Source organism: Acidimicrobiia bacterium (genome assembly GCA_036271555.1).
GTDB lineage: Bacteria > Actinomycetota > Acidimicrobiia > IMCC26256 > PALSA-610 > DATBAK01.
The window spans coordinates 34,030-55,091 of the sequence record DATBAK010000077.1; the positions used below are offsets into that span (position 1 = coordinate 34,030).

Annotated in this window: 20 protein-coding genes; 16 read left to right on the plus strand and 4 right to left on the minus strand. The window is 70.8% G+C overall.

Annotated features, from left to right (window positions below):
* Positions 1–19: 19 nt before the first annotated feature.
* Positions 20–1,219 carry a cytochrome P450 gene (locus VH914_17560; protein HEX4493017.1) on the minus strand — a complete coding sequence of 400 codons (1,200 nt, stop codon included), beginning with the start codon at positions 1,217–1,219 and terminating at the stop codon, positions 20–22.
* A 43-nt stretch (positions 1,220–1,262) separates the two neighbouring features.
* On the opposite strand from VH914_17560, the gene VH914_17565 reads away from it, so the two are divergent.
* The 3 genes from VH914_17565 to VH914_17575 all read left to right on the plus strand — a co-directional run bounded on the left by VH914_17565 (position 1,263) and on the right by VH914_17575 (position 3,926).
* Positions 1,263–2,054, plus strand: a complete 792-nt coding sequence (locus VH914_17565; protein ID HEX4493018.1) for an enoyl-CoA hydratase/isomerase family protein — start codon at positions 1,263–1,265, stop codon at positions 2,052–2,054.
* A gap of 2 nt (positions 2,055–2,056) precedes the next feature.
* On the plus strand, positions 2,057–2,941 hold the full coding sequence (locus tag VH914_17570; GenBank protein HEX4493019.1) for an SDR family oxidoreductase: 885 nt from the start codon (positions 2,057–2,059) through the stop codon (positions 2,939–2,941).
* Positions 2,942–3,011: 70 nt separating this feature from the next.
* Complete coding sequence (locus VH914_17575) at positions 3,012–3,926, plus strand: glycosyltransferase (protein HEX4493020.1); 915 nt, start codon at positions 3,012–3,014, stop codon at positions 3,924–3,926.
* Here the strand turns inward: VH914_17575 and VH914_17580 are convergent.
* Both VH914_17580 and VH914_17585 read right to left on the minus strand, forming a co-directional pair.
* The gene (locus VH914_17580) at positions 3,923–4,603 is read right to left on the minus strand and encodes a hypothetical protein (GenBank protein ID HEX4493021.1); all 681 of its coding nucleotides are present in this window, start codon (positions 4,601–4,603) and stop codon (positions 3,923–3,925) included. The two genes, VH914_17575 and VH914_17580, sit on opposite strands and share 4 nt — an antisense overlap.
* On the minus strand, positions 4,600–5,376 hold the full coding sequence (locus VH914_17585) for a GGDEF domain-containing protein (protein ID HEX4493022.1): 777 nt from the start codon (positions 5,374–5,376) through the stop codon (positions 4,600–4,602). Before VH914_17585 ends, VH914_17580 begins: the two co-directional genes overlap by 4 nt.
* 367 nt (positions 5,377–5,743) lie before the next feature.
* Here VH914_17585 and argS point away from each other — a divergent pair, with 367 nt between their 5' ends.
* The 5 genes from argS (at position 5,744) to VH914_17610 (ending at position 11,977) form a co-directional block, all read left to right on the plus strand.
* Complete coding sequence (gene argS / locus VH914_17590) at positions 5,744–7,399, plus strand: arginine--tRNA ligase (protein ID HEX4493023.1); 1,656 nt, start codon at positions 5,744–5,746, stop codon at positions 7,397–7,399.
* Entirely contained in the window at positions 7,396–8,709 is a 1,314-nt protein-coding gene (lysA, locus tag VH914_17595) for a diaminopimelate decarboxylase (protein HEX4493024.1), read from the plus strand. The genes argS and lysA overlap by 4 nt, the downstream gene beginning before the upstream one ends.
* A gap of 109 nt (positions 8,710–8,818) precedes the next feature.
* Positions 8,819–10,096, plus strand: coding sequence for a homoserine dehydrogenase (locus tag VH914_17600; protein HEX4493025.1), 1,278 nt, complete (start codon positions 8,819–8,821; stop codon positions 10,094–10,096).
* Positions 10,097–10,151: 55 nt separating this feature from the next.
* Positions 10,152–11,204, plus strand: coding sequence for a threonine synthase (gene thrC, locus VH914_17605; GenBank protein HEX4493026.1), 1,053 nt, complete (start codon positions 10,152–10,154; stop codon positions 11,202–11,204).
* A complete protein-coding gene (locus tag VH914_17610; protein ID HEX4493027.1) occupies positions 11,201–11,977 on the plus strand; it encodes an SDR family oxidoreductase in 777 nt (258 codons plus the stop codon). Before thrC ends, VH914_17610 begins: the two co-directional genes overlap by 4 nt.
* 103 nt (positions 11,978–12,080) lie before the next feature.
* On the opposite strand, the gene VH914_17615 is transcribed toward VH914_17610, so the two are convergent.
* A complete protein-coding gene (locus VH914_17615) occupies positions 12,081–13,283 on the minus strand; it encodes a PQQ-dependent sugar dehydrogenase (GenBank protein HEX4493028.1) in 1,203 nt (400 codons plus the stop codon).
* Positions 13,284–13,356: 73 nt separating this feature from the next.
* On the opposite strand from VH914_17615, the gene apgM reads away from it, so the two are divergent.
* From apgM to VH914_17655, 8 genes are all read left to right on the plus strand, one after another.
* Positions 13,357–14,541, plus strand: coding sequence for a 2,3-bisphosphoglycerate-independent phosphoglycerate mutase (apgM, locus tag VH914_17620; GenBank protein HEX4493029.1), 1,185 nt, complete (start codon positions 13,357–13,359; stop codon positions 14,539–14,541).
* A 312-nt stretch (positions 14,542–14,853) separates the two neighbouring features.
* A complete protein-coding gene (gene rho, locus VH914_17625; protein ID HEX4493030.1) occupies positions 14,854–16,617 on the plus strand; it encodes a transcription termination factor Rho in 1,764 nt (587 codons plus the stop codon).
* A 33-nt stretch (positions 16,618–16,650) separates the two neighbouring features.
* The gene (rpmE, locus tag VH914_17630) at positions 16,651–16,902 is read left to right on the plus strand and encodes a 50S ribosomal protein L31 (GenBank protein ID HEX4493031.1); all 252 of its coding nucleotides are present in this window, start codon (positions 16,651–16,653) and stop codon (positions 16,900–16,902) included.
* 31 nt (positions 16,903–16,933) lie between these two features.
* Positions 16,934–18,013: a hypothetical protein gene (locus tag VH914_17635; protein ID HEX4493032.1), complete on the plus strand. Its 1,080-nt coding sequence runs from the start codon at positions 16,934–16,936 to the stop codon at positions 18,011–18,013.
* Between the two features lie 60 nt (positions 18,014–18,073).
* On the plus strand, positions 18,074–18,667 hold the full coding sequence (locus tag VH914_17640) for a hypothetical protein (GenBank protein ID HEX4493033.1): 594 nt from the start codon (positions 18,074–18,076) through the stop codon (positions 18,665–18,667).
* Positions 18,668–18,736: 69 nt separating this feature from the next.
* Positions 18,737–19,801, plus strand: coding sequence for a peptide chain release factor 1 (gene prfA / locus VH914_17645; GenBank protein HEX4493034.1), 1,065 nt, complete (start codon positions 18,737–18,739; stop codon positions 19,799–19,801).
* A complete protein-coding gene (gene prmC / locus VH914_17650; GenBank protein ID HEX4493035.1) occupies positions 19,798–20,703 on the plus strand; it encodes a peptide chain release factor N(5)-glutamine methyltransferase in 906 nt (301 codons plus the stop codon). The genes prfA and prmC overlap by 4 nt, the downstream gene beginning before the upstream one ends.
* A 10-nt stretch (positions 20,704–20,713) precedes the next feature.
* The gene (locus VH914_17655) at positions 20,714–20,929 is read left to right on the plus strand and encodes a hypothetical protein (protein ID HEX4493036.1); all 216 of its coding nucleotides are present in this window, start codon (positions 20,714–20,716) and stop codon (positions 20,927–20,929) included.
* Positions 20,930–21,062: the final 133 nt, after the last annotated feature.

A 21,062-nucleotide genomic window follows, 5' to 3' on the forward strand; every position in this document is an offset into this window, starting at 1 on the left:
GCGCGCTCCGGTGCCCGCTTCAGGCGCCCGAGCGCGCGGCCGGCGTGAACGCGACCCGCATCGATTCGTAGCCGCTCACGAAGTTGGCGGGTCGGTGCGCGGGCTCCGTGTCGTCGACGAGGTGCAGATCGGGAAGTCGTTCCAGCAGTTGTTCGAACATCACGCGCAGCTCGATACGAGCCAGTGAGCTGCCGAGGCAGAAGTGGGGACCGAAGCCGAACGCCACGTGGTCGTTCGGGTTGCGCGTGATGTCGAACCGGAACGGGTCGACGAAGTGGTCCTCGTCGCGGTTCGCCGACGGGTACAGCAGCACCAGCTTGTCGCCCGCGTGGATCTGCGCGCCGTGGAAGTCGACGTCGCGCGTCGCGGTGCGCGCCATGTTCTTGATCGGGCTGACCCAGCGCAGCATCTCCTCGACCGCGGGCACCACGAGCGCGCGGTCGGCGAGGAGGCGCTCCCAGTGCGAACGCTCCTGCAAGACCTGGAACGCGCCGCCGCTGATCACGTGGCGCGTCGTCTCGTCGCCGCCGATGAGGATGAGCAGCGAGTCGAAGAGCAGTGCGCCGTCGTCGAGCCGCTCGCCGTCGACCTCCGCGTGCACGAGCGCGCTCATGAGATCGTCGCGCGGGCAGCCGCGGCGGTCCTCGATGACGCGCGCCGCGTACGCGGAATAACCCTCGAACGCCGCGAGCATCTTGCCCACGAGCGCCTCGTCGCTCTGACCCTGACCGCGCAGCAGATCGTCGGACCACGTCATGAGCGTCGGGTGATCCACGGGGTCGACGCCGAGCGCGTCGCCGATCATCACCAGCGGCAGCCACGCCGCGATGTCCCACACGAAGTCGCACTCGCCGGCCTCGCAGACCTGATCGATGAGGCGGTCGACGATCGCGCGCACCTTCGGCTCGAGCGCGCGCACGCGCTTCGGCGTGAAGCCCTCGTTCACGAGCTGCCGGCGGCGCCGGTGCTCCGGATCGTCGAGGTCGATGAGCATCGGGGTCGGGCCGGTGTCCGGGCGGATCCCCTGCGCGTTGGAGAACGTGGCCGCGTCGCCCTCGACCTCCTTCACGTGGTCGAAGCGCGTGATGCCCCACACGCCGCCGCGCTCGTCCCAGTGGACGGGGGAGTGGGCGCGCAGCCACGCGAGCTCCTCGTGCGGGTTGCGGCCCCAGAACTCGCCGCTCGTGAGGTCGATGTCGAGGTCGATGCCGCCGCTCATCCGGCCAGGATACGGTCACGTCCTCGACGGGGAGGCAACCGAGATGACGGGACGCGTGCAGCTCGATATCGAGTCGTTGGACAGCGGCGCGATCGCCACGATCACGAACGACAATCCCGAGAAGCACAACGCGTTCGACGACGACATGGACGCGGAGCTGTTCGACATCCTTGCCCGGCTGCGCGAGATGCCCGACGTGCGCGTGATCGTGTGGCGCGGTGAGGGCACGTCGTTCTCGTCGGGTCGCGACGTCGGTTCGATCGGCGTGCAGAAGACACCGCTGTCGCACCACGAGCTCATGCGCCGCGGCCATCGCGGTATCCAGCAGCTGTGGGAGATCGACGCGCCGGTGATCGTCGCGTGCAAGGGCTGGGTGATGGGCGGTTCGTTCCAGCGCGCGTTGCTCTGCGACGTGCGCATCGCGGCGGAGGGCACGCGCTTCCGACTCCCCGAGCTGACCTACGGCGTGATCCCCGACACCGGTGGCGTCGGCGTGCTCTACGAGATGTGCGGTCCCGGTCTCGTGAGCGACCTCGTGCTCACCGGCCGCGTGATGCCCGTCGACGAGGCGTTGCGGCACGGCGTCGTGAGCCGTGTCGTGCCGGTCGACGACCTCGACACCGTCGTGCACGACGCCGCGCTGCAGATCGCGAAGTCGCCGAAGGTGACCGTGAAGCTGGCGCGCGAGGTGATCCGGCATCTCTCGCTGCCGCAGCTGCGCGCGTCGATGACCGACGAGATGACCTATCAGACGACGATCAACAAGAGCGACGACTTCGCCGAGCTGCGCGCCTCGCGCACGGAGCAGCGACCGCCGCGTTACACGGGGAGCTGACGATGGCCGAGCTCATCGGACTGCCCGCACCGCCGCCCGTCGGCACGACCGCGCTCGCGTCGGACACGTTCGCGGGCACTGCCGTCGTCGTCACCGGCGGCGGTACCGGCCTCGGCAAGGCGATCGCGTCGGAGTTCGCCCGGCTCGGTGCCGCGATCGTCGTGATGAGCCGCAAGCCCGACCACCTCGATGCCGCGCGCGAGGCGATAACCGCGCTCGGGGCCGATGTGCTCGCGGTGACGTGCGACATCCGCGACGCCGAATCGATCGCGGGCGCGTTCGACGCCGCGACCGAGCGCTTCGGACTGCCGGCGGTGCTCGTGAACAACGCGGCCGCGAACTTCCCGGTGCCGTCCGAGGACCTGTCGCCGAACGGTTGGCGTACCGTGGTCGACATCACGTTGAACGGCACGTTCTTCTGTGCGCGCGAGTTCGCGCGCCGTCATCTCGCGGCGGGCACGCCCGCGTCGATCATCAACGTCGGGGCAACGTACGCGTGGACCGGTGGGCCCGGCTTCGCGCACTCGGCCGCGGCGAAGGCGGGGGTGAAGAACCTCACCGAGTCGCTCGCGGTCGAGTGGGGCCCGTACGGGATCCAGGTGAACGGGCTCGTGCCCGGGCTCTTCCCGCACGAGGACATGACCGGCGACATCCAGGAGAACCTCGCGCGCACGAGCGACAAGGACGTCTGCCAGCCCGCGCTGCGCGTCGGTCAGCGGCAGGAGCTCGGTTGGGCCGCGACGTTCCTCGCATCGCCGTACGCGCGCTTCATCTCCGGCCACACGCTCGTCGTCGACGGCGCGAACTGGCAGCGGCGGCTGCTCACCAACCCGCCGGTCGTGACCGTGCGCGACCAGATGGGCAAGGGCGCGTTCACGCCCGAATAGCTACGGAAAGTCGGTGATTGCGCCGGTCGAGGTGTCACGACGCGCGCCCGACGGCTTCTAGGCTCTGCCGATGACGAGCGACGTGCTGGTGCTGTGCACCCGCAACCGTCCCGAGGAGCTCGGGAACTGCCTCGTGAGCGTGCGCATGCAGCACCGCGTGCCGACCCGCGTGCTCGTCGTCGACTCGAGCGACGACGACGCCGTCGCGCGCGTGGTCGTCGACCTCGCGCAGACCTGGGCGCCCGGCTCGGTGCTCGACTACCTCTGGTCCGACCCGGGTCTGGCGCGTCAGCGCGCCGCGGGCATCGACGCGACCGTCGAGGACATCGTGCACTTCGTCGACGACGACACCGTGCTCGAGCGTGATTACTTCGAGGCGATCGTCGCGGTGTTCGAAGACGACACCGAGGGCACCGTCGGCGGCGTCGGCGGGTTCGTCACCGACCAGCCACCGCACCGCTTCACGCGCGTCGACGAGTGGCTCGGGCTCGACACGCGGCGCGAGGGCGTCGTGCTGCCGTCGGGTCGGAACGTGCGCGTGTACACCGCGCCACCCGAGCCGATCGAGGTCGACTGGTTGCCGGGATGCGCGATGTCGTACCGCCGCGCGGTGTTCGTGCGCGAGCGTCCGAACGCCGCGCTCGGCCGCGACCGCAACGGCGAGGACGTCGAGCTCTCGTACCGCGTGCGCCAGCACTGGCGGCTGCTCATCACGCCGTTCGCGCGGCTCGAGCACCACGAGTCACCCGCGGGCCGGCGCTCGGTCGACGAGCTCGTTCGGGTCGAGCTGATCTCGCGCTACGAGCGCGTCGCCGCGGGCACGGGTCGGCTCAGCAAGCCCGCGTTCTGGTTCTCGGCCGTCGGCCAGCTCGGGTGGTACGGCGCGAAAGGCGTCGTGACCTGGAACGACGAGCGACTCGCGATCGCACGCGAGACCGGCGCCGCGATCGGCAAGATCGCGCGCCGTCAGACCAAGAAGTCCTAGATCCGGCTGACCCGGCGATTGAGCGCGTCGAGCGTGGCGCGCGCCGCCGCGTCGATCGGCGTGGCGCCGGACGCGACGCCGTAGAGCACGCGCTCGCCGCCTTCGCCCTCGTCGAGCGCGACCGCGATGAGCGCCTCTTCCTGCGCCGACTCGAGCGCGCGGGCCCAACGCGGCGTGGGTGTGAAGTCGAGCTCGAAGTCGGCGATCGCGGCGAGCGTCGCGTCGAGCGCGGCGACGAGGCCCCGACTCGCGGGCGCGCGTCCGATCGTGCGGCGACCGTCGAGGATGAGGTGCACCTCGAGCTCGTCGGTGTCGGGGAACGACAGCACGGCGAGGAGCCGCAGCCGCTTCGGCTCCGGTTCCGCGGGCGCCGCCGCGGGCATCTCGGTTGGCGCCGGTGCCGGCGCAGGAGCCACGGGTGCCGCGGGTGCCGCGGCGGCCTGACTCTCGCTCGACTCGCGCCACCGCACGACCTCGACCGCGACGGGCCGGTCGGCGTGCCGCGCCGCGATCCGTGTCGCCGCGAGTGGTAGCGACCCTTCGGATGTGACGCCCGGCGCGACGTGCAGCTGCACGATCAGCAGCTCGTCACGCGCGTCGAAGCCCGCGCTGCGCACACCGGGCAGCTTGCGGAGCTCGAGCTCGAGGTCGTCGAGGACGAGGTCGCTCGCGTTCACTCTGCGTCCTTCGTCTGGGTGCGCGCCGCCTTCGCCTCGTACAGCCGCGCGTCCGCGAGCCGGTACAGCGCGTCGAAGCTGTCGGCGTCGTCGGGACACTTCGCGGTGCCGAACGAGAAGTCGGGTGCGGTCGCGATGCCGGCGCCCGCCGCGCGCACGCGGTCGAGGAGCGCGGGCACGGTGTCGGGCTCGGTGTCGGGGAGGATCATGGCGAACTCGTCGCCGCCGATGCGCGCCGCGTTGTCACCGAAGCGCAAGACCCGGCGGAAGCGTTCTCCGAGATCGCGCAGCGCGTCGTCGCCCGCGGCGTGCCCGTCGCGGTCGTTGATCTCCTTGAGGTGATCGAGGTCGAGCATCACGAGCGTGAACGTCCAGCCGTACCGGACGGACCGCGCCACCGCCATCTCGAGCAGGCGGTCGAAGCTGCGGCGGTCGTAGAGCGCCGTGAGCGGGTCGTGCCAGGCGTCGTAGCGCATGACGTCGAGGCGCAACGCGAGCGTGCACAGCGAGAGCACGAGCGCGCGGTCGAGCTCCGGGTCGGCGAGCGGGCGCTCGGTGTAGAGACCGGGCAGCGCCTCGAGCAGTGCCTCGTCCTCGGAGTCGAGCGGCTTGCGTCCGGCGCGGAAGATCTGGCGGCCGAGGCCGGGCTCGTCGAGCACGACCGCGGCGTCGTCGAGCTGGTACTCCGAGACCAGCGCGTCGAGGGTTCGGTAGACGAGCGCGATGCCGGAGTCGTTGGTCGCGAGCTGTGAGGCGATGGCGTCGCTCAGCATCCGCGTCGACCGCGTTGGGTGGTCAGCCCCTTCGGGCGCTGCGGGCTCGGTCGTGGCGAGCACATCCGGCAGGATGGAGGAGAGTCCGCGCCCCAGACCCGATTGTCGCGACGCCACTCGCTGCCTCCGTGTTCCGCCCGGTCGCCACCCCGCGTGGCCGGTCGTGGTCCTGTCATCTTCCAGCCCCTCGCCCGGGGACACCATACAAGAACCACGGCCCGTGGGGAACCCCGACGCGAAGGTCACGGTCCGCGACCAAGGCCGCGTGTACGATTCGCGCCTTCGCGTCGGTAATTCGCGCCGCCCGCGCGTGACCACGATCCGGTGCGAGCCCGTGCCCAGCCCGTCGGCGAGCGAGCCAGCCGTTGTGATCCGCGACCGTCTCACGTCCGCCCTGCGCGCCACTCTCGGATCGCTCGGTCTGCCCGAACCCGCGGCCGGCGTCGCGCTCGAAGTGCCGCGCCGGCGCGACCAGGGCGACTTCTCGACGTCGGTGGCGCTCCAGCTCAAGGGTCCGACCGGGCGACCGTCGCAGGAGCTCGCCACCGAGATCCGCGACGCGTTGCTCGCGCAGTCCCCGCCCCACGTGGTCGCGATCGACGTCGCCGGTCCCGGCTTCCTCAACTTCCGGCTCGACCCGAGTTGGACGCACGACGTGCTCCGCGACGTCGTCGCCTCGGGCGCGCGTTACGGCCACTCCGACGCGCTCGCAGGGCAGCGCATCAACCTCGAGTTCGTGTCGGCGAACCCGACCGGTCCGCTGCACGCCGGTGGCGGCCGTTGGGTCGCGGTAGGCGACGCGATCGCGAACCTGCTTGCGGCGCAGGGTGCCGAGGTGCACCGCGAGTACTACCTGAACGACGCGGGCACGCAGCTCGACAACTTCGGCCTGTCGTTGCTGGCGCGATTGCACGGCACGGAGCTGCCCGAGAACGGCTATCACGGCGAGTACGTCGTGGAGATGGCCGCGCAGATGCGCGCCGAGCTCGGCGACGACGTCTCGCTCGACGACGCACGCGAGTGGGGTTACCACGAGGCGGTGCGGCAGCTGACGCACGACCTCGGTCGCATCGGCGTGCACTTCGACACGTGGTTCTCCGAGCGCCTGCTGCACGAGCGCGGCGATGTCGACGACGTGCTGCGCACGCTCGAAGCCTCGGGTCATGTCTATGAGCACGAGGGCGCGCGCTGGCTGCGCACGACCGACGGCGGCGACACGCGCGATCGCGTCCTCGTGCGGAGCAACGGCACGACGACCTATCTCGCGAACGACCTCGCGTACCACCGCGACAAGTTCCGTCGCGGCTTCACACACCTGATCGACATCTGGGGCGCCGACCACCACGCGCAGGTGAAGTCGCTGCAGGTCGGCCTCGAGATGCTCGGCTTCGGACCGCCGGCCGAGCCCGAGGTGCTGCTCGGTCAGTTCGTGAAGCTCATGCGCGGCGATCAGGAAGTACGGCTGTCGAAGCGCGCCGGCAACATCATCACGCTCGCCGACATCCTCGACGACGTCGATCCCGACGTCGTCCGCATGACCTTCCTCTTGCTCTCGCTCGACTCCACGCAGACGTTCGACCTCGAAGTCGTCACGTCGCAGTCGATGGAGAACCCCGTCTATTACGTGCAGTACGCGCACGCGCGGGTGGCGTCGATCGCGCGGCGCGCGACGGAAGCGGGCGTGACCCGCCGCCCGCTCACGGAGGTCGACCTCGGCCGGCTCGCGCACGAGCGCGAGCTCGAAGTGCTGCGCGTGCTCGACGGTTATCCCGAGGTCGTCGCCGACGCGACCTCGATGCGCGCGCCGCAAAAGGTCACGACGTGGGTGCGAGAGCTCGCGGCGCGCTTCCACAGCTTCTATCGCGAGTGCCGTGTGCTCACCGACGACGCCGAGCTCACGCAGGCGCGCCTCTGGCTCGTCGAGGCGAGCCGGGTCGGGCTCGCGTCCGCGCTCGGGCTGCTCGGTGTGAGCGCGCCGGAGTCGATGGAACGGCTGGCCGACGACGAAGAAGTGGACGAATGAGCGACGCGCCGTTCGACCGGTCGCTGCTACCCCGTTCGGCGGCGGTCGACGACGAGGGCCGCTGCGTGCTCGGCGGCATCCCGCTCGACCAGCTCGCGGAACGCTTCGGCACACCGCTCTACGTCTACGACGAGGCCGAGCTGCGCGGTCGCTGCCGCGAGTACATGGACGCGTTCCCCGGTGGTGTCGCGTACGCGAGCAAGGCGTTCCTCTGCGTCGCGATGGCGAAGCTCGTCGCGAGCGAGGGCCTCGCGATCGACGTGGCGACGGGGGGCGAGCTGCACCTCGCACTGCACGCGGGTATCGACCCCGCAATGATCGTCTTCCACGGCAACAACAAGTCGGAGGCCGAGCTCGAGCGTGCACTGCGCGCCGGCGTCGGGCGCGTCGTCGCCGACTCGTTCGCCGAGCTCGACCGCATCGATGCGCTCGTCGCCGGCGGCCTGCGCGCGCCCGCGGTCATGGTGCGCGTGACGCCGGGTATCGAGGCCCACACGCACGAATACCTCGAGACCGCGGTCGACGACTCGAAGTTCGGCTTCGGCCTCGGCAGCGGCGACGCGCTCGTCGCCGCGCGTCGCGTCATCGAGTCGAACACGACGACGTTCGCGGGCCTGCACTGTCACATCGGCTCGCAGGTGTTCCGCTCCGACTCGTTCGACCGCGCGCTCGACCGCATGGTCGGTCTCATCGCCGAGATCGTCGCGACCACGGGCGCGACCGTCGACGAGCTGAACATGGGCGGCGGGCTCGGCGTGCGGTACGTCGCCGGCGACGATCCGCCGACGATCGCGGAGCACGGCGCGTCGGTGCACGCCTCCCTCGCGAAGGCGGTCGCCGCGCACGGCGTGCTCGACACGCCGCGCCTGTCGACGGAACCCGGTCGTTCGATCGCGGCGCCCGCCGGTATCACGCTCTACCGCGTGGGCACGATCAAGCCGATTCCGAACGTGCGCACGTACGTCGCGGTCGACGGAGGGATGAGCGACAACCTCCGTCCCGTCACCTACGGCGCGCAGTACGAATCGTTCGTACCCGCCCGCGTCGACGCACCGCGCCCCGCGACCGTCACGATCGCGGGCAAGCACTGCGAGCAGGGCGACCTGCTCGTGCGGGACGCGTCCGTGCCCGACGACCTCGCGGTCGGTGAGGTGCTCGCGGTGCCGGTGACGGGCGCATACGGTCACTCGATGGCGTCCAACTACAACCGTGTGACCCGCCCGGCCGTCGTGTTCGTGCGGGACGGCGACGCTCGGGTCGTCGTGCGGCGCGAGACCGAGGCGGACCTGCTCGCCCGCGAGGAAGAATGACGCGATGAGTGCGGGGGCCGAGAGCGAGAGCGGGACGGCGAAGCCGGCCCGCGGCAAGCGGGGCCCGAGCGGCGCGCTTCCGGAGGCCGACGGAGCGGGCGTCGCAGAGATCGGGGTCGGGATCCTCGGGTGCGGAAACGTCGGCGGCTCGCTCGTCGCGCTGATCGACCGACACCGCGACCTGATCGCGGCGCGTGCCGGCGTCGATCTGCGCGTGCGGCGCGTCGCCGTGCGCAACGTGTCGAAGGACCGGCCCGTCGACCTGCCGGAGGGCGTGCTCACGGCCGACGCGGTGTCCGTGGTCGCGGATCCCGATGTCGACATCGTCGTCGAGGTGATCGGTGGCATCGAGCCCGCGCGCGCGTTGATCCTCGACGCGCTCGGGCGGGGCAAGCCGGTCGTGACCGGCAACAAGGAGCTGCTCGCGAACGTCGGCAGCGAGCTGTTCGAAGCCGCGGAGGCCGCGCAGGTCGACCTGCTGTTCGAAGCGTCGGTCGCAGGCGGCATCCCGCTCATCCGCCCGTTGCGCGAGTCGCTCGCGGGCGAGCGCATCCGGCGCGTCACCGGGATCGTCAACGGCACGACGAACTTCATCCTCACGCGCATGAGCGAGGACGGCCTCTCGTTCGCCGACGCGCTCGCCGAGGCGCAGTCGCTCGGCTACGCGGAGAGCGACCCGACCGCCGACGTCGGCGGTTTCGACGCAGCTGCGAAGGCCGCGATCATTGCGTCGATCGCGTTCGACGCGAAGGTCGTCGCCGGCGACGTGTACCGCGAGGGCATCGCCGCGATCACCGCGGCCGACATCGCCGCGGCGCGCGACCTCGGCTTCGTCGTGAAGCTGCTCGCGGTCGCCGAGGAGATCGACGGCTCGATCGCGGTGCGCGTGCACCCCGCGATGATCCCGGCGCAACATCCGCTCGCATCGGTACGCGGGTCGTTCAACGCGGTGTTCATCGAAGGCGCGGCCGTCGGCGAGCTCATGCTCTACGGCCGCGGCGCGGGCGGGGACCCGACCGCGGTCGCGGTGCTCGGCGATCTCGTCGACGCCGCCAAGAACCTGCGTACCGGCGGGCACAACGCCAACTTCGGAGCGCGGCCGCGCGTGCCGATCCACCCGATCGACGAGGTCGAGTCGCAGTTCTACGTGACGGTCGACGTCGCCGACCGACCCGGTGTGCTCGCCGCGATCGCGGGTGTGTTCGCGAAGTTCGACGTGTCGATCCAGTCGATGGAGCAACAGGGACGCGGCGACGAGGCGCACCTCATCTTCGTCACGCACCTCGCGCGCGAGGCCGACCTGCGCGCCACCATGCACGAGGTCGGCGGGCTCGACGCGGTGGAGCGCGTCGGCAGCGTGCTGCGCGTCGTCGGAGGCAGCGGATGACGGGCCCTGTGATGTCGCGCGCGACGCACTCTCACGCGGCCGAAGGAGCGAGCGCATGAGCTGGCCCGGGCTCATCGAGGCGTATCGCGATCGCTTGCCGGTCGACGCGTCGACGCCGGTCGTCACACTGCTCGAGGGCAACACACCGCTCGTGAGCGCGCCGCGCCTCTCGGAGCAGACGCGCGCCGACGTGTACCTCAAGGTCGAAGGCGCGAACCCGACGGGCTCGTTCAAGGACCGCGGCATGACGCTCGCGATCAGCAAGGCACTCGAAGGCGGCGCCAAGGTCGTCGTGTGCGCGTCGACCGGCAACACGTCGGCGGCGGCGGCCGCGTACTCGGCGCGTGCCGGACTCATCGCGGCCGTGCTCATCCCCGACGGTCACGTCGCACTCGGAAAGCTCGCGCAGGCGCTCATCCACGGCGCGCGCGTCGTGCCGATCCGCGGCAGCTTCGACGACGCGCTGCGGATCGTGCGCGAGCTCGGAGAGCGCGGCGGCGTCACGGTCGTGAACTCGATCAACCCGTTCCGCATCGAGGGCCAGAAGACCGCGGCGTTCGAGGTGTGCGACGTGCTCGGCCGCCATCCCGACGTGCACTGCTTGCCGGTCGGGAACGCGGGCAACATCACCGCCTACTGGCGCGGTTACGTCGAGTACGAGCGCGACGCCGTCACGAAGGGCCGGCCCCGCATGCTCGGGTGGCAGGCCGCGGGCGCAGCGCCGCTCGTGTCGGGTGAACCGGTGCCGTATCCCGAGACGATCGCGACCGCGATCCGCATCGGGAACCCTGCGTCGTGGGACGGCGCGATCGCGGCGCGGGACGAGTCCGGTGGCGCGATCGAGTCGGTGACCGACGCCGAGATCCTCGCCGCGTACCGGTCGCTCGCATCGCTCGAAGGCGTGTTCGTCGAGCCCGCCTCGGCGGCCTCGGTGGCGGGCTTGCTGAAGGCGTCGGAAGCCGGACTCATCGAGGCGGGGGAGACCGTGGTGTGCACCGTCACCGGTCACGGGTTGAAGGATCCGAACCGCGCGATCGCCGAAGTCGAGACGGGTGAAGCCGTCGATGCCGACGCCGACCTCGTCCTTCAGGAGTTGGGTCTGTCATGACAACCGCATTGATCACCGGCGCGTCGGCGGGGATCGGCAACGCTTTTGCGAGTCAGCTCGCGGCGCGCGGCAACGATGTCGTCCTCGTCGCGCGCGACGAGGAGCGCCTGCAGAAGCTCGCGGCCGAGCTGCGCGCGCAGCACAACATCGCGGCCGAGGTGCTCGCGGCCGACCTCACCGATACGGGCGCGCTCGCGCGCGTCGAGGCGCGCTTGGCCGACGCGGCGCGACCGATCGACACGCTCGTCAACAACGCGGGGTTCGGCAGCAACGGACTCCTGCACGAGCTCGATGTCGATGACGAGACCCGCGAGATCAACCTCAACGTCGTCGCACTCGTCCGGCTGACACACGCGGCGCTCGGACCGATGGTCGCGCGGCGCGCGGGCGGCATCCTCAACGTGTCGTCGATCGCGGGCATGCAACCGACACCGCGCAACGCGACCTACGGCGCCACGAAGGCGTTCGTCACGAGCTTCACGCAGTCGGTGCACGAGGAGCTGCGCGGCACCGGCGTGCGCGCGACGGTCGTGTGCCCGGGCTTCACCCGCACCGAGTTCCAGGAGCGCGCCGGCATCGACTCGAGTCGCCTGCCGGGCTTCCTCTGGCAGAGCGCCGGCGAGGTCGCGGCCGGTGCCCTCGACGCGCTCGAACGCGGGCGCGCGGTCTACGTGCCGGGGACGATGAACCGCATGACGGCGGGATTCGTCAGCGTGCTGCCCGACTCCGTGACGCGCCGCGCTGCCGCCCTCGTCATCAAGTTCTCCGAATAGATCTGGTCGGGCTCGCAAGCTTCGCCCTCCCTGACGCCTCAGGCTCCGGTCGAGGCCGCGCTGCTCGCTCCGCTCGCGCGCTCTGGCGGGAACGTCGGTCCCTTTACGCCGGGTCGATTCGGAAGACGGAGCCGCCCTCGAGGTCGGCGACGTAGAGCTCGCCGTTGTTGTCCTGGCCGAAGCTCGACACCTCGCCCTGCGCCTGCGCGAGCGGCCGGTGCGCGGTGACGACGCCGTCGTGCTGCTGCAGCCCGATGATCTGCGCCTGGTAGTAGTCGCAGAACACGTACGTGCCGACGAGGTTCGGGATGCGCGTACCGCGGTACACGTAGCCGCCGGTCACCGCGACACCGCCCGACGCGTGCGAGAACTCGTACACCGGGTCGACCTCGCCGGGCGGGCGCGCGCCCTTGTACTTGTGGTCCCCTTCGCGCAGGCTCCAGCCGTAGTTCAACCCGCCCTGGCCCGCCTTCGCGAAGTCGACCTCTTCCCAGTCGCCCTGCCCGACATCGCCGGTCCAGAGGTCACCGGTCTTCTTGTCGAACGAGAAGCGCCACGGGTTGCGCAGTCCCCACTCCCACGTCTCGGGCCGCGAGCTCGCCTGCCCGACCCACGGGTTGTTCGCGGGCACGGAGTACGCACCGGTCGCCGTCGGGTTCGGGTTGATGCGCAGGATCTTGCTGAGGAACGTCGTGCGGTTCTGCCCGTTGTTGTTCGGGTCGCCCTCGCTGCCGCCGTCGCCGAGGCCGATGTACAGCATCCCGTCGGGACCGGTGAGCACCTCGCCGCCGTTGTGGTTCGAGAACGGCTGGTGCACGAGCAGCACGCGCCGGCGCGTCTGCATCTGCGCGACGTCGTGCGCCATCAGGAACTCGTCGACGTTCGTGTCGTCGTTCTTGTCGGTGTAGTCGACGTACAGCTTGTTGCCGTCGGGTGAGAACGTGATTCCGAGCAGACCCTGCTCGCCACCCGACTTCAGCAGACTCCGGATGTCGAGCACCGGCGTCTTCAGCAGTGCTCCGTTCGCGTACGCGCGCACGCGTCCGACCTGCTCCGCGATGTAGAGCGTCGACGTGCCGTGACGGGGCACGATCGCGAGCGGACTGCTGAGTCCCGACGCGATCTCGGTGAGCTTGATGTTCGCCTTCGCGAAGTTCGGCGCCGCGGTCGACGACGGGCTCGCGGACTTCGTCGTCGTGGTCGTCGCCCGCGCGCTCGTCGCGGGAATCGTGGCCGGGCTGCCGCCCGCGCTCGTCGACTTCGAGCTGCCGCACGCCCCGACCGCGAGACAGGCTGCGGCTCCCACGGCAACGCTTCGGACCCACCGGTGCCGGCGCACGGAAGGAGAGCGTAGGCCCTCGTTGCGTACGATCCCGGTCGTGCCCACCGGACGCAGGAAGTACGTCGTGTTCGTGCCCGACGGTTGTGCCGACGTCGCGCTGGCCGAGCTCGGCGGCCGCACGCCGCTCGAAGCCGCGCGCATGCCGAACCTCGCGGCCCTCGCCGCCGAGTCCGAGGTCGGTCGCGCCCGCGTGATCCCGGACGGGCTGCCCCCGGGCAGCGACGTCGGCAACATGGCGATCCTCGGCTACGACCCCGAGCGTTTCCACACGGGCCGCGCGCCGATCGAGGCCGCGGCGATGGGTGTGACGCTCGCGGCCGACGAGGTCGCCTTCCGCTGCAACCTCGTGACGCTCTCGGACGACTCCGACCGCCCGACCATGCTCGACTTCGCGGCCGGCCACATCAGCAGCGAGCAGAGTCATCCGATCGTCGCCGCGCTCGACGACGCGCTCGGCAACGGGCGCGACGGCGTCCGCTTCCATCCCGGTGTCGAGTACCGCCACCTGTGTGTGGTGCCGCGCGACTGGAGTGACGCGCAGTGCACTCCACCGCACGACCTCACCGGTGATCCCGTCGTGTGGCCGTCGGGTCCGGCCGCGCCGAAGCTGCAGGCGTTGATGGACGCGTCGCGCGCGGTCGTCGCGGGCGCGGCGCGCGATGTCGGCTCGGTCGCGACGCAGATCTGGTTGTGGGGCCAGGGCGCGATGCCGTCGTTGCCGCCGTTCGCGCAGACCTATGGCGTCGACGGTCGGCTGACGTCCGCGGTCGATCTCGTGCAGGGCCTCGGTGTGTTGACCGGCATCGAGATCGTCGACGTGCCCGGCGCGTCCGCGGGCTTCGACAACGACTACCGCGCGCAGGCCGATGCGTGCGTCGCGTCGCTCGAGGATCGCGACTTCTTCCTCGTGCACGTCGAGGCCACCGATGAAGCGGGGCATCAGGGACTGAGCGACGTGAAGGTCGACGCGCTCGAGCGTTGGGACGCCGACATCATCGGCCCGGTGTTGAGCGCGCTGCGCGCGACCGGCGATCCCTTCCGCGTGCTGCTCCTGCCCGACCACGCGACGCCGTGCTCGTTGCGCACGCACACGGACCAGCCGGTTCCGTACCTTCTCTTCGACTCCGAGCGCCGCGGCGCCGGCGGCGTCTACACGGAACCCGGCGTCGCGACCGCGCCGCTCGTCGACGCGCACACCCTCATGGCCCGCCTGGTGGGGTGACGCGCCCAACGGCGGGGCGCAGCGCGACGCCCGCGTGGGTTCGGTCCGACCCCTGAGTTCAGGTTCCGGTCTCGAGCGCCGAGAGGTGTAAAGTCGCGCCGATCCTCGAGGGCCCGGCCCGTGTTCCACGCAGGTTCCGCGGGTCGCTCCGCTCCCAACCCCACAGCCCCGGGTGTTGGTCGCGGTCGGATCCGGTCCGAGGTCGATCGCTCGCCGGCGAGGCGCCGTCCCCGGCGAGGATGCGCGTTGGCAACCCCGATGTGACAGGCGGGACCGGCGGCCCCGCGTTCGCGTCCGCCCGAGGAGCAGGTGATGAGCAACGAGACCTTCGAGCGGACCGCGCTCGACGGCAAGGATCGGGAGCAGCTGCAGGCGATCGCCTCGGCGCTCGGTCTGAAGGCGATCAGCCGCCTGAAGAAGGCCGAGCTGGTCGATGCGATCCTCGGCGCGACCGCCGGCGCCAACGGCGGGAAGGGCGCGTCGGGGAACGGCGATCGCGCGACGAAGTCGCGCACGATCCGCTCCACGGGTCCTGCGAAGAGCGACCTCGACGTGCTCGCGGAGGAAGAGGCCGCGATCGCGGCCTCGGCCGCGACGCCGGAGCCCGACCTCATGCCGGCGCGCCGCCGTCCCGCGGCCGCGGCCGAGACCGAGAAGAACGGCCGCGCCGACACCGCGGCGGCGTCCGCACCGGCGTCCGCACCGGCGTCGGCCGCGTCGACCGATGCGCCGCCCGCGACTTCCCGTCAATCCGCGCCGGCCGACGACCACGCCGCGGTCGGTCACCACGACTTCGGAGGCTCGACGCCCGTCGGCGCGCCCGACAACGGCCAGCCCGGAAACGACTACGAGGGCAGCGGCAACAAGCGTCGCCGCCGACGACGCGGGCGTGACCGTGATCGCGAGCGCGGCTTCGAGCCCAAGCCCGAAGAGGCGACCGGCGAGGCGATCGAGGTCGAGGGTCTGCTCGACCTGCGCGACGAGGGTTACGGCTTCCTCCGCACCGGCAGCTACCTCGCGGGACGCGACGACGCGTACGTGTCCGCATCGCAGGTGCGCCGCTTCGCGCTGCGCAAGGGCGACTTCATCAAGGGCGCGACGCGCGCCGCGGCGACCACCGAGAAGTACCCGGCGCTCATGCGCGTCGACGAGATCAACGACATGACGCCCGACGAGGCGCGGCAGCGGCCGCGCTTCGAGGACCTCACGCCGCTCTTCCCCGACGAGCGACTGCGACTCGAGCTCGCCGGCAACCCGGCCGAGATGACCGGCCGGGTCGTCGACCTGATCTCACCGATCGGCAAGGGCCAGCGCGGGATGGTGGTGTCGCCGCCGAAGGCCGGCAAGACCACGATCCTCAAGCAGATCGTGTACTCGATCGAGCGCAACAATCCCGAGGTGCACCTCATGGTGCTGCTCGTCGACGAGCGGCCCGAAGAGGTCACCGACATGAAGCGCCACGTGCAGCGGGGCGAGGTGATCGCGAGCACGTTCGACCGTCCCTCCGACGAGCACACGCAGGTCGCCGAGCTCACGATCGAGCGCGCGAAGCGACTCGTCGAGCTGGGCAAAGACGTCGTGATCATCCTCGACGGCATCACCCGCCTGGCCCGCGCCTACAACCTCGCGGCGCCTGCGTCCGGCCGCATCATGTCGGGCGGTATCGACGCCGGCGCCCTCTATCCACCCAAGAAGTTCTTCGGCGCGGCCCGCAATGTCGAAGAGGGCGGCTCGCTCACGATCATCGCGACCGCGCTCGTCGAGACCAACTCGAAGATGGACGAGCACATCTTCGAGGAGTTCAAGGGCACCGGGAACATGGAGCTGCGCCTCGACCGCCGCACCGCCGACCGCCGCATCTTCCCGGCCATCGACGTCGAGCAGTCGAGCACCCGCCACGAGGAGCTTCTCTTCGACCGGATGGCGCTCCAGCAGGTCTGGAAATTACGGAGGGTCATGAGCGCGTTGGATGGCGGCGCGGGGCTCGAGCTGCTGCTCGACAAGCTCCGCACGACCAAGGGCAACGACGAGTTCCTCGCCCAGATCGCCAAGACGCCCTCGGGCATGGGCGCCTAACCTTCACCCCTCCACGAACGAGACGAGATCGCCATGAAGACCGAGACTCACCCGAACTACATCGAGTGCCAAGTGCACTGCTCCTGTGGGAACGAGTTCACGACCCGCTCGACGCTGCCCTCGCTGCGGGTCGAGCTGTGCTCGGAGTGCCACCCCTTCTACACCGGCAAGCAGAAGCTGGTCGACACCGGTGGTCGCGTGGATCGCTACCAGCGCCGGCTCGCGAAGTCGACGGCCGCGAAGGCCGCGGCGAAGAAGAAGCCGGCCGCCGCCCCTCCGGCGTAGTCGTCCCGGTCTCGGCTCGGCCGGCGACGCGGTGAGCAACCTCCAGACGCACTGGACCGAAGCGGAGCTACTGGCGACGCACGCGGTCGCCGAGCCGGTCGTGATCGAAGGCGTGCATTGTCACGGCGGCTTCGATGACGACGGCAACTACGTGTCGCCCCGCACGAAGTTCCGCGTGCCCGCGACCGCGGCGTGGCAGCAGGCGCATCGCGAGACGTTCGGGACCGACCTCATCGATGCGCCGCTCGCGTCGTGGCCCGCGCCGTACCCGAGCGTCGCGCAGGCCAAGTACCTCTTGTCGGAGGGCGTGCGGGGCCCGGTCGTCACGACGCTCACGCGCATCGGGACCGTCGAGGGCTTCGGCGCGATGATCCGCCACCTCGGGCCCGACGATCTCCAGCCGTTCTTCGTCGAGAGCATCGACGGCACCTGCCTCGCGCACCTGCACCGCGGCCTGTTCGAGGCGCAGGCGCGCGACGAAGCCGGCTTCGAGGACGAAGCCGGTCACCGCGACATGTGGTTCGTCGCGCGCGACGTCGCCTTCGAGGACCCGGTGACTGCCGACGAGAGCCGCCGCATGCTCGGGCGCATGGGCATCCCCGCGTCGGCCGCGGCGGCGGTGCCCGCGTCGCCGACCCGTGCGCCGCAGCTCGTCGACGACCTCGATCCCGACATCGAGGCGATGGCCCGTTTCATGATCGGACTCCTCTTCATCGAGCTCTCCGCGTTCCACACGTTCGCGTGGGCCGAGGCGCTCCTCTCCGACGACGACCTCGTCGCGGGCGACGGGCTCGCCGCACGCGTCGTGTCGTTCATCCGCAGCGACGAGACCCCACACGTCGAGTACTTGAAGACCGCGATCACCGAGATGCGCGACCGCACCTTCGTCGGCGAGTCCGGCCGTCGGCACCCCGGCGCCGACGTCATCGCGCGCATGTGGGACGTCGCGCGCACCGAGTCGCGCACGGTGCGGCGGCCGACGCTGCTGCGCCAGACCCTCGCCGAGGTGGAGTACGCACTGCGCGACCATCGCCGCCGCGCCGACATCCTCGAGCAGTTCCACGCGCTCGGCACGCTGCGGCCGAACGCGCAGGGCGACCTCGCCGAGTAGTTCCTGAGGAATCAGGCCTACACTTCCGCCCCTCGTTGGACTGTGGGAAGTGGGGGCGACATGGGGACTCCTCGTACGGCGAAGCTCTGGATCGGACTCGTGCTCGCGATCGGCCTGGTGGCCGGCGCAGCCGGAAGCGCCGGAGCCAGCGATTTTCTGGTGCGCGACGGCAACTTCGAATACCCGAAGCTCCCAGCCGGCGGTGCCGGCTCCTTCTCCAAGGGCGACACGTTCGGCGCGTGGTCCGTGACCCGGGGCACCGCGCAGCTCTTCACGGCCGTGCCCGGTCAGGCGAAGCCGCGGCAGGGCGCGCAGTTCCTCGCGCTCAACGGCCTGCCCACCGGCAACGGCGCCAAGATCTGCCAGAACCTTCCCGGGCTCATCGAAGGCGGGGACTACACGCTGAGCCTCGCGGCCGCGTCGCTCAACCCGATCTCCTCCTCGACGGACTACAGCACGTTCGATGTGCGAATCAACGACATTCGCATCGGCTTCCTCGACTTGAATGCGGCGCTTCCGGCGAAGTGGACGCACGCGAGCTTCGGGTTCGGCGCGAACCTCCCGCACGAGAAGCTCTGCATCGAGGGCATCGGGAGCAGCACCTTCACCTTCCCGCTCATCGACGCGCTGTCGATCAAGCGCGTCGAGAGCTGACCTCGACCCGCCGCCCGTCCGACGTCGGCGACCACCGGTCGACGCACGAGTAACCCTTATCCTGCGTAGGTGTTCGACCACCTGCCGGAGCTGGAAGCGGAGTTCGACCGGCTCGAGGGGAGCCTCGCCGACATCGCCGCGGCCGGCGATCGACGCGCGACGCGCGACGCGGGGCGTCGCTACGCGGAGCTGAAGCCGGTCGTCGAGACCTGGCGCGCGCTCGCGACGGCGAAGGCCGAGCTCGCCGGCGCCCGCGAGCTGCTGAGCGGCGAGCGCGACTCCGAGATGAAGGCGATGGTCGAGAGCGAGATCGAGACGCTGCTCGCCCGCACCGCCGACCTCGAAGCCGAGCTCAAGGAGCTCCTGCTGCCCCGCGACCCGAACGACGGCCGCAACGCGATCGTCGTCATCCAGGGCACCGAGGGTGGGGAAGAGGCGAACCTCTGGGCCTCCGACCTGTTCCGCATGTACCAGCGTTTCGCCGAGACGCACGGGCTCAAGCTCGAAGTGCTGTCGAGCCAGCCGTCGGACCACGGCGGGTTCCGTGACGTGTCGTTCGTCCTGAAGGGCGCCGAGGCCTGGGCGGCGATCAAGTACGAGGGCGGGCCGCACCGTGTGCAGCGCGTCCCGGAGACGGAGAGCCAGGGGCGCATCCACACGAGCGCGGCGACGGTCGCGGTGTTGCCCGAAGCCGACGACGTCGACGTCGAGATCGACCAGAAGGATCTCGAGATCGACGTCTTCCGCTCGAGCGGGCCCGGTGGGCAGTCGGTGAACACGACCGACTCCGCCGTGCGCATCACACACGTGCCGACCGGCATCGTCGTCAGCTGCCAGAACGAGCGCAGCCAGCTCCAGAACCGCGACAAGGCGATGGCGATCCTGCGCGCACGCCTGCTCCAACTCCAGCAGGAGCAGCAGGACGAAGCGCTCGCCTCGGCGCGCAAGCAGCAGGTGAAGGGCGGCGGTCGCTCCGAGAAGATCCGCACATACAACTACAAGGACAACCGCGTCACCGATCACCGCATCGGGCTCACGGTCTACGCGCTCGACAAGGTGCTCGACGGCGACCTCGACGAGTTCATCGCCGCGCTCAAGGCCGACGAACGGCAGCGGCAGCTCGGCGCGGAGTGACGACGGCTCGCGCGAGCTGGGCGCAGCAGCGCCGCTTCGTGACCGATCGATTGCGTGAGGTCGGCATCGACTCGGCCGACGCCGAGGCGCGGTGGCTCACCGAGACCGCGTCGGGATACGCGGGCGCCGAGTGGCTCGCAGTCGCAGCGAAGCTGCCCAACGACCGCGCGCAGGCGCACCTCGACGCGATGGTCGAGCGCCGCCTCGCGGGTGAGCCGTTGCAGTACGTGCTCGGTTCGTGGAGCTTTCGCGGGCTCGACCTGATGGTCGATCACCGCGTGCTGATCCCGCGACCCGAGACGGAGTGGGTCGTCGAGGTCGCGCTCGAAGAGGCGACGCGCGTCGGCCTGCGGCGCGGCGTGCATCGCGCGCTCGACGCCGAGACGACCGCGGTCGTGGCCGACCTCGGTACCGGCTCGGGCGCGATCGCGCTCGTGCTCGCGGCCGAGCTGACCGACGCGGAGGTGTGGGCGACCGACGTCAGCAGCGACGCGCTCGCCGTCGCGGCGGCCAACATCGCGGGATGCGGCGCGACGCGCGTGCGGCTCGCCGAAGGCTCGTGGTTCGACGCGCTGCCCGGCCCGCTCGCCGGCACGCTCGCGCTCGTCGTCGCGAACCCGCCGTACGTTGCCGCACACGAGCTCGACGGGCTCGCGCCGGAGGTCGCGCAGCACGAACCGCACCGCGCGTTGGTGAGCGGACCGACGGGACTCGAGGCGATCGAGGAGCTGCTCGCGTCGGCGCCGGCCTGGCTCGCGCCCGGTGCGGCGATCGTGCTCGAGATCGCGCCGCACCAAGCGGACGTGGTCACGGCGATCGCGCGCACCGCCGGCTTCGACGACGTGCGCGTGCTCGACGACTTCTCGTTCCGGCCGCGCGTCCTCGTCGCGCGGCGCGGATAGCGTCTCGCGTATGGCCGACGAGCTCGACGTCGACGCGATGCTGACCCGCTTCCGCGATCGCGCGGAGGCCGTGCGGAACCGGCCGCTGCCACCGGTGGCCGGCCCCGATCGACAGCGGTTCGTCGACCAGGCGCAGACCGACTATCAGGACTTCGCGATCGTCGGCGACGCGAGCTGGTCCTTCGACGACGGCGTCCTGACCTTCACGATCGATCTGCGTCCGTAACTACTGGTCGGGCTCGCAAGCTCGCCCTCCTCGACGTCTCAGGCGCCGGTCGCTCCTGCCGGAACGGGCGGTCGTTTCGCGGCCCGTCCGACTCGAGACCTGAGGCGTCAGGAGCGGCGAGCGCAGCGAGTGC